A 13,176-nucleotide genomic window follows, 5' to 3' on the forward strand; every position below is an offset into this window, starting at 1 on the left:
CCCGTGACGACACCCGGTTTCCGGCCCACCCACATCGTCCCGCAGCACGGGATGCCGGCCTGGGAAGCACCCGACCCGGCCCGGCCCACCGTCGACCTCGACCCCCTGCTGCCGGTACAGCTCCTCGCACGGCAGGGCGACTGGGGTCATGTGCTGTGCTCCAACGGCTGGTCGGCCTGGGTCGACGGCCGCCGCCTGGTCGCCGTACCCCAGGACCCGCCCTCGGCGGACGGTGCGCTCACGCGCGGCGCGGACCCGCGTCCGCTGCTGGGGCGCGCGCAGGAGGCCCTGGCGCGCTACCGGTCGGCGGTGGAGGACCTCGCGCACGGCATGGACCGGGAGTCCTTCCACACCCGCACGCACGGTTTGCGGATCGGTGTCGTCGTCGACGGCGAGTCCGTCTGGCTCTACGACGCCGCGCACGGGCACTGGGTGTACTCCGAGGGCGCGGGGACGACCACGTACGCGACGGACGAGACACCCCGGGCCGACCCCGCGTCGCACCCTGCCCGGCCTCCGGCGCCGGTCCCGACACGGGTCGTGCCGCCCGAGGCCGCGGGGGAGGCGCCTCGGTCCGAGTGGGCACCTCCCGCCGCGCCGGAGCCGACGCGGGTGGTGTCGCCCGAGGCTCGGGAGCCGAGGCCTGCTGGGCCGCCCGAGGCACCGGAGCCGACGCGGGTGGTGTCCTCTGCGGATCCCGGGTCCACGCGCCTAGACGAGGACAGGGACCGGCCCGCACAGGCGCCGCCCACGCGTGTCGTGTCGCCCGGCCCCGAGGACGAGGACCAGGAGGCCGAGGAGGCGGACCGGCCCGCTGAGGCGCCGCCGACCCGGGTCGTGGGGGCCGAGCCGACCAGGGCCGTCTCGCCCGAGGGTGATGCCCGTTGAACCGCGAGACGAGTCTTTTCTCGGGGCGGCCGTCCGAGCTGATCGGCCAGCAGATCGCCGGGTACCGGATCGAGCAGGAGATCGGGCGCGGCGGCATGGCCGTGGTCTACCGCGCCCGCGACCTGCGTCTGGAACGCACCGTCGCGCTCAAGCTGCTCGCCCCCGAGCTCGCCCGCAACGACACCTTCCGGCGCCGCTTCACCCACGAGTCCAGGGCCGCCGCCGCGATCGACCACCCGCACATCGTGCCGGTCTTCGAGGCCGGCGAGACGGACGGCGTGCTGTACATCGCCATGCGGTTCGTCGCCGGCAGCGACCTGCGCCATCTCCTGGACCGGGAGGGCCCGTTGCCGCCCGCGACGGCCCTGCGCGTCGCCGCGCAGGTCGCCTCCGCGCTCGACGCGGCCCACGAGCACGGGCTGGTGCACCGGGACGTCAAGCCCGGGAACATCCTGGTGGCCCGCGGCACCGACAGCGACCACCCCGAGCACGTCTACCTCACCGACTTCGGCCTGACGAAGAAGTCGCTGTCGCTGACCGGATTCACCACGGTCGGCCAGTTCGTCGGCACACTCGACTACGTCGCCCCCGAGCAGATCTCGGGCAAGCCGGTCGACGCCCGCTGTGACGTCTACGGCTTCGCCTGCGTCGTCTACGAGATGCTCACCGGCCATCCCCCCTTCCGCCGGGACGACGACATGGCCCTGCTGTGGGCCCACCAGTACGACGACCCGCCGCCGCTGACCGAGGACCGGCCCGGCATCGACCCGCAGGCCGACCCGGTCTTCGCCAAGGCCCTCGCCAAGAGCCCCGACGACCGGTACCCCTCCTGCCTGGACTTCGTCGCGGCCCTGCGCGCCGCGACGACCGGCGGCGTCCCCGATACCGGGCGCGCCCCCACCCGGGTGTCCCGGCAGCCGGGGAAGGAGCCGCCGAAGCCGCCCCCGCGCTGGGCCGAACCGGTCTTCGCGGAGCGGATGTAGCGGCGGCCTGCGGAGGGCCGGATGCCGACGTCAGGCCACCCGCTCGGCGCGCACCTCGCCCCGCCGCCGTACCCGCCGTGCCAGCAGCGCCCCGGCGAACCCGGTGACCAGCCCCCAGGGCACCGCCAGACCGACCGCACCCCACAGCCGGGGCCTGAGGAACAGCTCGCCCGTCAGACCACCGCCCAGGTCGCCGAGGCCGAGCACCGACAGGCCGAAGTGCGCGGAGACCCGTCCGACGAGGCAGATCATGAACACGGTCAGCACGAGGGCCACCGCCATGTGCACGGCGTGCTGCCAGGCCCGGATCCGGGCCGGTGACCGGGCCGCCATCACGAACGCGGCGGCGACCAGCAGCACCACGTCGACGACCAGCAGCCACCACACCCTGCCGTCGTACTCGGAGAGCGTCCGCAGGTTCAGCTCGGAGATGTCGGGGGTGCGCAGCACCTCGTCCAGCACATGGGGCATGGGCAGCCCGAACGGCCCCTCCACCCGGCCGTTCCAGGTGGCGCCGAGGCCGATCGTGAACGCGAGCCAGACCAGGTTGGGCATGCCGAGCAGGATCACCGCGAACGTCTGTCTGGCGTGCCCCTTGGTGGCCGCGACGACCAGGGCGATGACCACGCCGATGGCGACGCAGGTCAGCAGCAGCGCCACCATCGCGTACGCGGCCGGCCGCACCGACGCCTGGAAGCGCAGCAACCGGGCCGGCAACGGCGCCCCGCGCGACACCAGCAGGGCCAGCACCAGGACACCGGCCAGCCACACCACGCCGACGAAGACGGACAGCGGCACGTCGGTGGTGAAGCCGATCCTCGGTGAGGCGCCGAAGAGGTCGCCGAGTTCGCCCAGCGTGTCGTCGCCGAGGGAGATGTCGAAGGTGTGGCGGGCGGCGAGTGCCAGGGCGATCAGCGCGAGGAGCCACAGGGAGGCGATCCGGCCGGCCCAGCCGGCCAGCTCCGCGGTACCGGCGACCGCGCGGTGCCGCAACGGCCGGAGGAATCCCCAGGCGACCACCAGTGCCCCGGTGAGCGTGACGGACAGCGGGATCACCGTCAGACCCGCCTGCGTGTCGGCGAGATCGCCGGCGCTTCCGGAGAGCCGAACCGCGCCCCCGACGGCCGTGACCATCGTCGCCGCGACGACGGGCGCGAACGCGCCGTCCGGGAGATCCGCGGCCCCGGCGGCCCACAGGCCGAGCGCGGCCACCACCGCCATGGCGAGCAGTGCGCCGACCACCGTGACGAGGGCGTGCGCCCAGCCGTGGCGGGCGACCGCCCGCTCGCCTGAGGTACGAGCCTGGCCGAAGGGGGTGCGCGAACTCACGCTGCCACGCTAAGCAGCACCGGTGCCGGCCGCCCGCCGGGAGGTCCGTCCGCGTCAGCTTGCGGGGCGTACGGGACCGGAGCACACAATGAACTCGTAGTGGAATCAAGCGGTATACACCATGACCGGACGGTCAGGTGCGTGAAGGCCGCAGAGAACCACATGGGAAGAAGAGCTCGTGAGCGTCGAACCGCCGTCGTCCGGCCGCCCCACAGGGCCTCCCTCCGGCCCGCTGTCCGGCCCCTCCCAGCCGCCGCCGGGGGGCGGCGGGCCGCCCTCCGAGCCGCCGAGCGGCGGCGGCACCTCACCGGGGCCCCGCCGTCCGTGGTGGGGGTCCGTGCCCCGGGTCGCGCTGATCGCCGGCGCCGTCGTGGTGGCCGTGATCCTGGCCGTGGTGTTCACCCGGTCAGACGGCGGCACCGACGCCTCCGACGGTGCCACCAGCACGTCCGACGGCGACGTCTTCCTCCAGCCGGCGGCCGACACCGGCCCGGACCCGTTCACCGACTCGACGGCCGAGCAGAGCTCCGCCCCGCCGGTCACGCCCTCGCCCGCCGGGACGGCGTCGCAGAACGCCGTCCAGGGCGTGCAGGGCGGCACGCCCGGCCTGTACGGCGGTACCCGCAACGTCTCCAGCTGCGACGTGGAGAAGCAGATCACGTATCTCGGGAAGACCCCGGACAAGCAGCGTGCGTTCGCCTCGGTCCAGCGCATCGAGCCGTCCGGCGTCCCCGCCTATCTGCGTTCGCTCACACCCGTGCAGCTGCGTATGGACACCTGGGTCACCAACCACGGTTACCAGGACGGCCGGGCGACCAGCTACCAGGCCGTCCTTCAGGCCGGCACGGCCGTACTCGTCGACGACCGCGGCGTGCCCCGGGCGCGCTGTGCGTGCGGCAACCCGCTGAGCCCGCCGGTTCCCCAGCAGAACGCGCCGAAGACGGCCGGCGACAAGTGGCCGGGGTACAAGTCGTCGGGCATCGTCAGGGTCATACCCGCGCTGGAGCCGGTCGACGTCTTCGTCCTGTGCGAGCCCGACGGCGAGTGGTTCGAGCGCCACGAGGGCGACACGGGCAAGAAGGACCGCAAGACCGAACCGCCGGACAAGTCGTCCCCGCCGGTGACCACCCCGACGTCGCCGACCGACTCGACCTCGTCGAAGCCGCCCACGAGCGAACCGCCGACCTCGGACACGGAGACGTCGTCGGAGCCGCCGACGGACCAGTCGCCGCCACCGACCGGGAACGAGACCGGCAACGACACCGGGACCGGCACCGGGGGAGACACGTCGGAGCAGGCCCCGGCATCCTGACTCAGCCGGCGCGGACCACCAGCGCGTACTCGCCGAGCCCGAGCAGACGATCGGCCGGCAGATCGCCCTGGACGGTGCGGACCGCCTCGATGCGGCCGGTCTCCGGCTCGAACACGACGTCCTGGACCGTGCCGAGCTGGTCGCCCGTCTCGGCGAGGATCCTGAGACCCGGCAGTTCGTGGTGCGGCGGCGCCTCGGCCGGGGCGGCCACCGAGCGGACGAGCACGGCGTCCGGTCCCACGGCGTGCAGCGCGCCCCAGGCCAGCACCGTCTCCTTGCGGGCGTGCCTGCCACGTACCCGCACGTGGGTGACCACACCCGATCGGGCGTCGACCGTCAGCGACCTCAGGACGCCGATCTCCTCAGCTTCGGTCAGCGTCAGCACCGGCAGCCCCCGTGTCTGCGAGAACAGCATCATGACGGCGCCTCCTTCCGGCCGTCGTGGAAGGCGCCGAGCCGGGCCGCGAAGGAGGGCAGGTCGTCGGCGACGTAGCGGGTGGCGTCAGCGGGGATGACCAGCGCCCGGCCCGAAACGGCGAGCGTCTCGCCCCGTGGGACGTACACCCGGTGCCGACGGCGCCTCGAACCCCGCACCAGCGACTTGTCCGCGGCGATCCGGAAGCCCACCACCCGGCCGCTGGTGCCGCCCTCCACGACCACGTCGAGGACCGTGCCGACCTCGGTGCCCTCGTCCGTCAGCACCCGTGCGTGCAGCACCCGGCCCTGCTGGGCCTCACGGCGCGCCACCACGACGGGCGTTTCGGCCAGGACACCCGCATCGGCGATCATGACCGCGTCATGGCCCAGCGCGTGCACCCCGGACCACGGCAGGCTCTGCTTCAGCGGACCCGACAGCAGCCCCCGGCCGCTGAGTGTGAAGCCGGTGATCCGCCCGGCCGCGGCATCGAAGACGGTGTCCTTGACCTGGGCGACCGCATCGCCGCCCAGGGTGACCACCGGCCGGGTCGTCAGGCTGCGTGCCGCCATCAGCTCGTTCATGGCAGGCCCTTCCCACCGCGCCGGCGCCGGACCGCGATGACCGTGCCCGACCGCCGCCCGGCCTGCACGGCGAGCGTCACCACCGTGACGGCGGCGAGCGCCGCGACCACCATTACCAGCCACATCCACCAGACCACCGCGCACCTCCGGCGATCCGCACCGGCCGCCCTCGACCGGTCCCTGACTTCCGGGTGCCCCGCGCGCGGGGCACAATGCCCTGCGGGACGCGCCGAAGACCCGGCAGGACTGCAAAGCCCGGCTCGGGGTACGAGCACTGGTGCAGAGCGTCCGGCCAGTCCGGCTTCCCAGAGAGAAACGCATGATCGACCACCTGGACGGGGCAGTGATACCGACTGGTTTCGACGTGCCCGTGGAACCGCTTCGGCGGGCGGCGCACTATTCCGGCGAGCAGGGATGTATCGCCGACGCGCGGTCCTTCGCCGCGCTCTTTCTCGACCAGCTCAGGACCGAGTGGTGCGCGCGCATCGACGACCGGTCCGACGGCGCGGTACAGCTCGTGGTGAGCGAGCTTGTCACCAACGCGGACCGGCACAGCAACGGGCCGTACATCCTGGAACTCGTCGGGACGGACACCTCGGTGACGGTCTCGGTCTACGACAGCAGCTCCGCGCTGCCCCGCATCTTCCCCCGCAACCCCGAGCGCATCGGGCGGCACGGTCTGGAGATCGTGCACGCGCTCGCGGAGCAGGTCAGCGTGGAACGGGTGCCGGTGGGCAAGCGGGTGCGCGCCGTGCTGCCCCTCGGCAGCGAAACCAGCGGATAGGCCCTCCGGAAGGCAGGAGCGTCCGGCGGGCCGCCTGCGAGCCGTCCGCTTCTGCGTCGCGTCGTCGGCGGCAGCCTTCAGTCGTGCGCGGCGACCACTGCGCCCCGGACACACTCGCGGGTGCCGCCCCACTCCGGAAAAGAAGAGGGACGGCACCCGCCGGCTCCGTCCTGGCCGGCCGTGTCAGGCGCAGCCCAGCTCGCCGAGCATGCCCTGGCGCAGTCGCGTGATGATCCGCTTGATCAGCCGGGAGACGTGCATCTGGGAGCAGCCGAGCCGCTCACCGATCTCCGCCTGGGTGGCCTCCTCCACGAACCGCATGTGGATGATCTGCCGGTCGCGCTCGCTGAGCTCGGCCATCAGCGGGGCGAGCGAGTGGAAGTCCTCGACGAGCCGCAGACCGTCCTCCTCCACGCCGATGAAGTCGGCCAGGACCGCTTCGCCGCCCTCCGGGCCGTCACCGGTGAGCGCGGCGTCCAGCGACGACGAGTTGTAGCCGTTGGAGGCGATCTGCCCTTCGACGACCTCCTTCTCGGAGATGTTCATCAGCGTGGCCAGTTCGGCGACCGTCGGCTCACGGTCCAGCCGGCTGGCGAGCTCCTCACGGGCCTTGGCCAGCTCCACTCGCAGCTCCTGGAGCCGCCGCGGGACGTGCACCGCCCACGTGGTGTCCCGGAAGAAACGCTTGATCTCGCCGACGATGTACGGCAGCGCGAAGGACGTGAACTCGACCTCGCGCGACAGCTCGAACCGGTCGATGGCCTTGATCAGGCCGATCATGCCGGTCTGGACGATGTCCTCCATGTCGTCACCGCGGCCCCGGAACCGGCCGGCCGCGAACCGCACGAGCGACATGTTCATCTCGATCAGGGTGTTGCGCGCGTACTGGTACTCGTGCGTGCCCTCTTCGAGTTCCGTCAGGCGCTGGAAGAACTGGCGGGACAGCTCCCTGGCGTCCCGCGGGGCCACGGACCGGGGGTCCACGACTCCGGGCAGTGCTCCGTCCCCCGCGCCGGCCTCGGCGTTCTGCTCGGCGGCCTGTGCCTTCGACCGGATCACGGCGCTCTCCATTACCTCTCCCACGAAAGTCACGGCGGACATCTGCCTAGGTACTCCCGAGTTGCGGGTACCCGGGTCGTCCCGCACCATGCCCCCTGACTTTACGCCCGGCCGAAAAGGAGCGGAACCCGCCGTTCCGAACGTTGTGGTTCCGGTGATTCCACCCAGGGCGCAACGCCGGGCCCTTCCCTCGGCGGGCGGGATTCCTAGGCTGGAGCAGTGAGCCACCACGTGCCGAACGAAGCCCGAGTCGTCCCGCTGCGCCCGCACTCCGCGCGCCCTGACGGTGCCCCGCCCCGCCGGACGTCCCCCGCGCCCGCCGCGAAGGAGCCCCTGTGGCGCGACCTGATCGGTGACGTCCTGCGCCGTGAACGTCTGGCGCAGGAACGCACGTTGAAGGACGTCGCCGACGAGGCGCGGATCTCCATGCCGTACCTCTCCGAGGTGGAGCGCGGCCGCAAGGAGGCCTCCTCGGAGGTCCTCGCGGCCGCCGCCCGCGCCCTCGGACTGGGCCTCGGTGACCTGTTGTCCAGGGCGCAGGGCGAACTGGCCCGCGTCACCTCGCGGTACGCGGGCGGCAGCCGTCGGGCGGTGTCCCCGCCGTCGCACGACGGACTGTGCCTGGCTGCCTGATCGGTGCTGATCCCCGCGGGCCGGCCGGCGCCTCAGATCTTGACGAGGCGCCGGCTGAGTACCTCGTCGGCCAGCCCGTAGCCCACCGCCTCCTGGGCGGTGAACACCTTGTCGCGGTCCATGTCGGCCCGCAGGGTCGCCACGTCGTGGTGGGTGTGCCGGGCCAGCACCTCCTCGACCTGGGAGCGGATCCGCACCATCTCCTTGGCCTGGAGCGCCAGATCGGAGACCATGCCGCGTCGCCCCCCGGTGGCCGGCTGCCCGAGCAGCACCCGCGCGTGCTCCAGTACATACCGCCGGCCGGGATCCCCGCCGGCCAGCAGCACGGCCGCCGTCGAGGCCGCCTGCCCGACGCACAGGGTGGAGACCGGGGCCTGCACGAACGTCATGGTGTCGTAGATGGCCATGAGCGAAGTGAACGAGCCGCCCGGGGAGTTGATGTAGATCGCGATCTCGCTCTCCGGGGACGCCGACTCCAGATGGAGGAGCTGCGCGATGACGACGTTGGCGACACCGTCGTCGATCTCGGTGCCGAGGAAGATGATCCGCTCGGACAGCAACCGGCTGAACACGTCGTAGGACCGCTCGCCCTGCGGGGTGCGCTCGACGACGTTCGGAATCGTGTACGTCCCCATCACTGAAGCCCCATCCTGCGCCGGGTGGCCGCCGGGCGGACGTCCGTCAGGGACGCCACGACCTGGTCCACCATGCCGTACTCCCTGGCCTCCTCGGCCGTGAACCACCGGTCGCGGTCCCCGTCCCTGGAAATGGTCTCCGGGCTCTGGCCGGTGTGCTCGGCGGTGATCCGCTCGATGGTCCGCTTGGTGTGCTCCAGGTTCTCCGCCTGGATCTCGATGTCGGCGGTGGTGCCGCCGATGCCCGCCGACGGCTGGTGCATCATGATGCGCGCGTTCGGCAGGGCGTAGCGCTTGCCCGGCGCGCCGACACTGAGCAGGAACTGGCCCATGCTGGCCGCGAAGCCCATGGCCAGAGTGGAGACGTCGTTGGGGATGAGGCGCATCGTGTCGTAGATGGCGAGACCGGCGTGCACCGCGCCGCCCGGGCTGTTGATGTACAGGCTGATGTCGGTGCGCGGGTCCTCGGCGGACAGGATCAGCAGCTGGGCGCAGATCCGGTTCGCGGAGACCTCGTCGACCTGGGTGCCCAGCAGCACGATGCGCTGCGCGAGCAGCTGGGCGGCGAGATGGTCGTCGAAGCGGGTCGGAGGGGTGTCGCCCTCCTCCGCCCGCGGGGCGAGTGTCGTGAGTGGAGTCATCGGTTCTCCTCGTCGTGGCAGAAGTGCCGCGGACCGACCGCGGTCGGACCGCGGACGTGCCGTCGGCTCCACTCTTGACCTCGGACGACGACCACAGGCGGTTTCTCTGCCCTGGGCAGATCCGCTGCCGGCGGAGTGCACCGGCTCGGCTCCTGTCGCGCGACCGCCGGAAGAACGCCCCCGCCCGACCGATGAGTTTCGCGGCGCGGGCCGGTCGACATGGATGACAGCGACCCACGCTCCGGGAGGTACTCATGGCATCCGACGGCTTCACCACGTGTCTCTGGTTCGACGGCCAGGCCGAGGAGGCCGCCCACTTCTACGTCTCGGTCTTCAAGAACTCCAGCGTCGGCAAGGTCGCCCGCTACCCCGAGGGAGCACCCCGGCCCGCCGGCAGCGTGATGACCGTCGAGTTCACGGCGAACGGCCACAGGTTCCTCGGGCTGAACGGCGGACCGCAGTTCAGCTTCACCGAGGCGACCTCCTTCATGATCACTTGCGAGAACCAGGAGGAGATCGACTACTACTGGGCAAGGCTCACCGAGAACGGCGGCGAGCCCGGCCCCTGCGGCTGGCTCAAGGACAAGTACGGCCTGTCCTGGCAGGTCGTCCCGGACCGGCTCGACGAGATGATCTGCGACCCGGACCCGGCGAGGGCGGCCCGCGTGACCCAGGCCTTCATGGCGATGGGCAAGTTCGACCTCGCGGCCCTGGAAAGGGCGTACGCGGGGGAGTGACGTATCCCCGAGGGACGGGGCCGCCCGCGAGTGACGGCCTCCGCCCCTACGCCGTCTCGGCCAGGATCTCCCTGATGACATGCCGGGAGTTCGCCGCGACCGGCGGGTTCGTCTCCCAGTAGTACGGCAGCGCGATGACCGCGATCGACAGGGCCCAGCCGCGCCCCCGGGCCCACTCGGCCCCGTCCACGCCCATGGCCTCGCGGAAGACACCACGGGCCCCGGCGGGCAGCAGACACCAGGCGGCGATGAGGTCGACCGCGGGATCGCCCACCCCCACCGTGCCGTAGTCGATCACGCCGGTCAGCCGTCCATCCGTGATCAGCAGGTTCCCGGCCATCAGATCGCCGTGCGCCCAGAGCGGCGGACCGGCGTACTCCGGGGCGCGCAGGGCCTCCTCCCACACCTCCGTCACCGCCGCGGTGTCGACCCGCCCCGCCAGTTGCGCGAGCGCGTCCCGCAGGAACGGGTCCCGGGTCGCCAGCGGCACGCCCCGGTAGCCGGCCGGGCCTTCTGCCGGATCGATCCGGCGCAGGGCCGTGACGTAGTCCGCCAGGTCCCCGGCGAGCAGCTCGGGTTCCTCGAGCTCACCCGGGACCGGGTTGTGGCCGTCCAGCCAGCGGTACACCGACCAAGGCCACGGGAAGTCCTCGCCGGGCTCGCCCCGCCCCAGAGGTTCCGGCGCGGCGGCGGGCAGGCCCGGCCCCAGCCGCGGCAGCCAGCGCAGTTCGTGGGCGATCGCCTCGACGGCCCGGGGATGCCGGGGGAGCCGCACCACCTTGTCCGCACCGAGGCGGAACATGGCGTTCTCGGTCCCCGAGGACGCGAGGCGCCGCACGGGCAGCCCGGCCCACCGCGGGAACTGAGCCCCGATCAGCCGGCCGACCAGCGAGACGTCGACATCCAGTTCGTCCTCATGCATCCGCACCGCGCTCATGGCACCCATTCGAGCGGTCAGGGCGCCGACTGTCGAATGGTTTCGGTGATCTCCCGGGCGATGCGCAGGATGCCGGGGGAGCGAACGGGACAGGGCTTCGGTGTGGACGTGGTGGGCGCCAGGCAGAAGTGCAGGTAGTCGTCGTCCCGGTGCAGGGCCGTCCGGTCACGGCCCGGCTGGGTGCAGTAGCCGGGGCGGGCGCGCTCGTGGGCGGTGCAGGGCAGGTACTGCGTCCAGGTGTAGCGGTCCGGGGCCGGGCTCACCGTCTTCCCGGCATCGGCTACGAGGCCGTCCGAGGCGGCGGCCAGCCGCTCGTAGAGGCCGTTCACACGCCGCACCCGGTCGGGCGTGATCGGGTCCGGCCCCTGCAGCACCCACACGATCCGCGGCCGGTGGGATCCGCCGGCCGCGGTGATCTGCTCGATGAGCCGGTGCGCGTCGGCCTCGTACCGCCTGAAGTACTTCTCCCGGGACGCGTCGTACGTGATGCCGTCCATGCACCAGGTGAAGTCCCAGGCGTTGCCCCAGAACTGCAGCACCACGAAGTCCGGCCGCAGTGAGCGCACCAGCGCGGCCGCCTTGTCCCGTGCCGGTACGAGCGACCGCTCCGCCGTGCCCTCCAGGTAGTCGCACAGGGTGGTGCCCGAGTAGGGGACGCTCCTGTACCCGGCCCTCAGCTCGCGGCGCAGTTCCCGGCCCAGGACGTTCTGGTTCTCCATGGCGAGCGAGTCGCCGAGGTACAGCACCCTGGGCGCCTTCACGGGCGTGCGGGCACCGGGTGAGGCGGGAGCCCGCTGGTGGGTCGTGGCGGACCCGGCCGGGGCGGACGGCGGGGGCGCCTCCGGGCCGGACGACGGATCGCCGCACGCACCGAGCAGCAGCCCCGCCAACAGCACTCCCACGATCCACGGTCCGCGCATACGGCAACTCCCGCCCCGGCCGGCGAAACGGCTCCCCAGGCAAGCACAGCACCGGCCGCAGCGGAAGACGCGGGCCGGCCATCGGCATGCGTTCATGGCCGACGATTTGACGATCGGTCAGGCCACATCGGCCGCGATCAGCCGGCACGGCCTTCGGCCGCCCTTGCCCGGGTCTGCGCCACGCCCTGACCGGAGCCTCCTCACGTCCAGTCGTTCACCAGCACCGCCGCCCCGTCGAACCGCCCCGCCTTGAGATCGCCGAGTGCCTCCGCGGCCCGCGACAGCGGATACCGGTGCGTCGTCGCGCGTACGCCGTACCTCGCCGCCAGGGACAGGAACTCGCGGCCGTCCTCGCGGGTGTTGGAGGCGACGCTGCGCAGCTGTTTCTCGTGGAACAGCTCCGTCTCGTAGTGCAGCGGCGGCGTGTCCGTGAGATGAATGCCCGCGATCGCCAGGACGCCGCCCCGGTCGAGGGCCCGCAGTGCGACCGGCACCAGCTCGCCCGCCGGCGCGAACAGGATCGCGCTGTCCAGCGGCTCGGGCGGCTCCGCGTACGCGTCCTGCGCGGAGGCCGCGCCCAGCTCCAGCGCCAGCCGCCGGGCGTGCGCACCGCGCGTCATGACGTGCACGGTGGCACCCTCGGCGATCGCCACCTGCGCGCAGAGATGGGCGCTGCCCCCGAAGCCGTACAGCCCGAGCCGCCCGCCGGGCGGCAGCGCGGCCCGGCGCAGCGCGCGGTGGCCGATGATGCCCGCGCACAGCAGGGGCGCCAGCGCCACGTCCGGGACGTCCTTGGGCAGCCGGTACGCGAACGCGGCCGGCACCGTGGTGTACTCCGCGTAACCGCCGTCGGCGTGCCAGCCCGTGTACTCGGAGCGGGGACAGAGGTTCTCCGCGCCGCGCACGCAGTACGCGCAACCGCCGTCCGTGTGCCGCAGCCAGGCCACGCCGATCCGGCAGCCCGCCTCGAAGCCGCGAACCCCCGCACCAGCCCCGGCGAGCTCGCCGACCACCTCGTGACCGGGCGTGACGCCTGGCCGGTGCACGGGCAGGTCGCCCTCGGTGACATGCAGGTCGGTGCGGCAGACGCCGCAGGCGCGTACCCGCACGAGCAGCTCGTCGTCCGCGGGCACGGGCACCGGTTTCCGGACCGGCCGCAGGTACCCCTCCTCGACCGGACCCGGCCGGACCACCGACCACGCGCGCATCGTCCCGTCCGCCATGCCGTCGCTCCTCGTCCCGCCGAGGTGGCCTCCCAGCCCAGTCTGCGACGGAACCGCCCGCTCGGCGCGCGGGCCGACCCACGGGTGACTAGCGTG

General features: G+C 72.7%; 16 protein-coding genes. 6 read left to right on the plus strand and 10 right to left on the minus strand.

Annotation, left to right across the window (positions count from 1 at the left end; all coding sequences use genetic code 11):
- Positions 1–3: 3 nt before the first annotated feature.
- A complete protein-coding gene (locus IE212_RS35555) occupies positions 4–888 on the plus strand; it encodes a hypothetical protein (protein WP_308430240.1) in 885 nt (294 codons plus the stop codon).
- Positions 885–1,871 (plus strand): serine/threonine-protein kinase, encoded by a 987-nt coding sequence (locus IE212_RS23140; RefSeq protein WP_190199827.1) that lies wholly within the window; start codon positions 885–887, stop codon positions 1,869–1,871. The genes IE212_RS35555 and IE212_RS23140 overlap by 4 nt, the downstream gene beginning before the upstream one ends.
- A gap of 30 nt (positions 1,872–1,901) precedes the next feature.
- Here the strand turns inward: IE212_RS23140 and IE212_RS23145 are convergent, their stop codons facing one another.
- Positions 1,902–3,200, minus strand: coding sequence for a streptophobe family protein (locus tag IE212_RS23145; RefSeq protein WP_190199828.1), 1,299 nt, complete (start codon positions 3,198–3,200; stop codon positions 1,902–1,904).
- 178 nt (positions 3,201–3,378) lie between these two features.
- Between IE212_RS23145 and IE212_RS23150 the strand changes: the two genes are divergently transcribed.
- Positions 3,379–4,512, plus strand: a complete 1,134-nt coding sequence (locus IE212_RS23150) for a DUF6777 domain-containing protein (RefSeq protein WP_229864529.1) — start codon at positions 3,379–3,381, stop codon at positions 4,510–4,512.
- A 1-nt stretch (position 4,513) separates the two neighbouring features.
- Here IE212_RS23150 and IE212_RS35445 read toward each other — a convergent pair whose 3' ends face one another.
- From IE212_RS35445 to IE212_RS35450, 3 genes are read right to left on the minus strand one after another with little or no spacing between them, the layout of a single operon-like run.
- Positions 4,514–4,930: a PRC-barrel domain-containing protein gene (locus IE212_RS35445; RefSeq protein ID WP_190199829.1), complete on the minus strand. Its 417-nt coding sequence runs from the start codon at positions 4,928–4,930 to the stop codon at positions 4,514–4,516.
- Positions 4,927–5,511, minus strand: coding sequence for a PRC-barrel domain-containing protein (locus tag IE212_RS23160; RefSeq protein WP_190199830.1), 585 nt, complete (start codon positions 5,509–5,511; stop codon positions 4,927–4,929). Before IE212_RS23160 ends, IE212_RS35445 begins: the two co-directional genes overlap by 4 nt.
- On the minus strand, positions 5,508–5,636 hold the full coding sequence (locus tag IE212_RS35450; RefSeq protein ID WP_268250781.1) for a hypothetical protein: 129 nt from the start codon (positions 5,634–5,636) through the stop codon (positions 5,508–5,510). The genes IE212_RS23160 and IE212_RS35450 overlap by 4 nt, the downstream gene beginning before the upstream one ends.
- A 194-nt stretch (positions 5,637–5,830) precedes the next feature.
- Between IE212_RS35450 and IE212_RS23165 the strand changes: the two genes are divergently transcribed.
- Positions 5,831–6,295: an ATP-binding protein gene (locus IE212_RS23165; RefSeq protein WP_190199831.1), complete on the plus strand. Its 465-nt coding sequence runs from the start codon at positions 5,831–5,833 to the stop codon at positions 6,293–6,295.
- Between the two features lie 183 nt (positions 6,296–6,478).
- Here IE212_RS23165 and IE212_RS23170 read toward each other — a convergent pair whose 3' ends face one another.
- The gene (locus IE212_RS23170; RefSeq protein ID WP_190199903.1) at positions 6,479–7,366 is read right to left on the minus strand and encodes an RNA polymerase sigma factor SigF; all 888 of its coding nucleotides are present in this window, start codon (positions 7,364–7,366) and stop codon (positions 6,479–6,481) included.
- Between the two features lie 207 nt (positions 7,367–7,573).
- On the opposite strand from IE212_RS23170, the gene IE212_RS23175 reads away from it, so the two are divergent.
- Positions 7,574–7,987 (plus strand): helix-turn-helix domain-containing protein, encoded by a 414-nt coding sequence (locus IE212_RS23175; RefSeq protein ID WP_190199832.1) that lies wholly within the window; start codon positions 7,574–7,576, stop codon positions 7,985–7,987.
- Between the two features lie 32 nt (positions 7,988–8,019).
- Here the strand turns inward: IE212_RS23175 and IE212_RS23180 are convergent, their stop codons facing one another.
- Both IE212_RS23180 and IE212_RS23185 read right to left on the minus strand, forming a co-directional pair.
- The gene (locus IE212_RS23180; protein WP_190199833.1) at positions 8,020–8,622 is read right to left on the minus strand and encodes a ClpP family protease; all 603 of its coding nucleotides are present in this window, start codon (positions 8,620–8,622) and stop codon (positions 8,020–8,022) included.
- Positions 8,622–9,263: an ATP-dependent Clp protease proteolytic subunit gene (locus IE212_RS23185; protein ID WP_190199834.1), complete on the minus strand. Its 642-nt coding sequence runs from the start codon at positions 9,261–9,263 to the stop codon at positions 8,622–8,624. Before IE212_RS23185 ends, IE212_RS23180 begins: the two co-directional genes overlap by 1 nt.
- A 254-nt stretch (positions 9,264–9,517) precedes the next feature.
- Here IE212_RS23185 and IE212_RS23190 point away from each other — a divergent pair, with 254 nt between their 5' ends.
- Positions 9,518–10,000, plus strand: a complete 483-nt coding sequence (locus tag IE212_RS23190; RefSeq protein ID WP_190199835.1) for a VOC family protein — start codon at positions 9,518–9,520, stop codon at positions 9,998–10,000.
- 46 nt (positions 10,001–10,046) lie between these two features.
- Here the strand turns inward: IE212_RS23190 and IE212_RS23195 are convergent, their stop codons facing one another.
- The 3 genes from IE212_RS23195 to IE212_RS23205 all read right to left on the minus strand — a co-directional run bounded on the left by IE212_RS23195 (position 10,047) and on the right by IE212_RS23205 (position 13,065).
- Entirely contained in the window at positions 10,047–10,937 is an 891-nt protein-coding gene (locus IE212_RS23195) for an aminoglycoside phosphotransferase family protein (RefSeq protein ID WP_190199836.1), read from the minus strand.
- Between the two features lie 17 nt (positions 10,938–10,954).
- Entirely contained in the window at positions 10,955–11,857 is a 903-nt protein-coding gene (locus IE212_RS23200; protein ID WP_190199837.1) for an SGNH/GDSL hydrolase family protein, read from the minus strand.
- Between the two features lie 200 nt (positions 11,858–12,057).
- Positions 12,058–13,065, minus strand: a complete 1,008-nt coding sequence (locus tag IE212_RS23205) for a zinc-binding alcohol dehydrogenase family protein (RefSeq protein ID WP_190199904.1) — start codon at positions 13,063–13,065, stop codon at positions 12,058–12,060.
- Positions 13,066–13,176: the final 111 nt, after the last annotated feature.

The sequence above is a fragment of the Streptomyces djakartensis genome, assembly GCF_014651075.1.
GTDB lineage: Bacteria > Actinomycetota > Actinomycetes > Streptomycetales > Streptomycetaceae > Streptomyces > Streptomyces djakartensis.